Raw genomic sequence first — 602 nt, forward strand, 5'->3', positions numbered from 1 at the left:
CCGGCTGCAACAAGGCGTTGATACGTTGCTTTGAAAACAGGGTTTGATTGAATAGCAGACATCATTGCCATGTATAAAACAGTTCGGACTTGATGTCGTCCACCTTGGATTTTTCGCTGTCCTTTATAACGACCACTCTCTTTATTCATTGGTGCGACCCCGACCAAAGAACTGGCTTCTTTGTTGCTGATATAGCCTAATTCAGGCAGGTTGCTAATAATGGAAGCCGCGGCAATTTTCCCAATGCCTTTCATGCTTTGTAAAAGGGTATTTTTGGCCTGATATTCAGGGCAAGATTCAATGAGTTTTACTATGTTTGCCTCTATCTTTGCAATTTGGTTTTTGAACACGGTTAAGATGGGCTTGATGGTCACAGCAAGCGCTTTAGGGAGAATTTGAAGACGGTTTTTCTCCATGGTTTGCATCGCCAATAGTTGATTCCTTCTTGCAACTAAGTCGCTCATCGCCTGCATAACGGCGGGCTTTAAGGTTGATAGTGCAGGTTGAATGGCCTCCCCATAATGGGCAATGAGTTGAGCGTCTAGTTTGTCCGTTTTTGCTTTTTGGCCAATGGCGCCCGCAAAGCGTTTAATGTGAATGGG

The 602-nt window shown here is 44.5% G+C and carries 1 protein-coding gene; it reads right to left on the reverse strand.

The genetic code is table 11. From position 1 onward, the window contains the following. The coding region (locus tag D1Z90_RS20970) for a transposase (RefSeq protein WP_147378836.1) at positions 1–602 on the reverse strand (602 nt) is incomplete at both ends.

The organism is Motilimonas pumila (assembly GCF_003596335.1).
Classification (GTDB): domain Bacteria; phylum Pseudomonadota; class Gammaproteobacteria; order Enterobacterales; family CBDFNC01; genus Motilimonas; species Motilimonas pumila.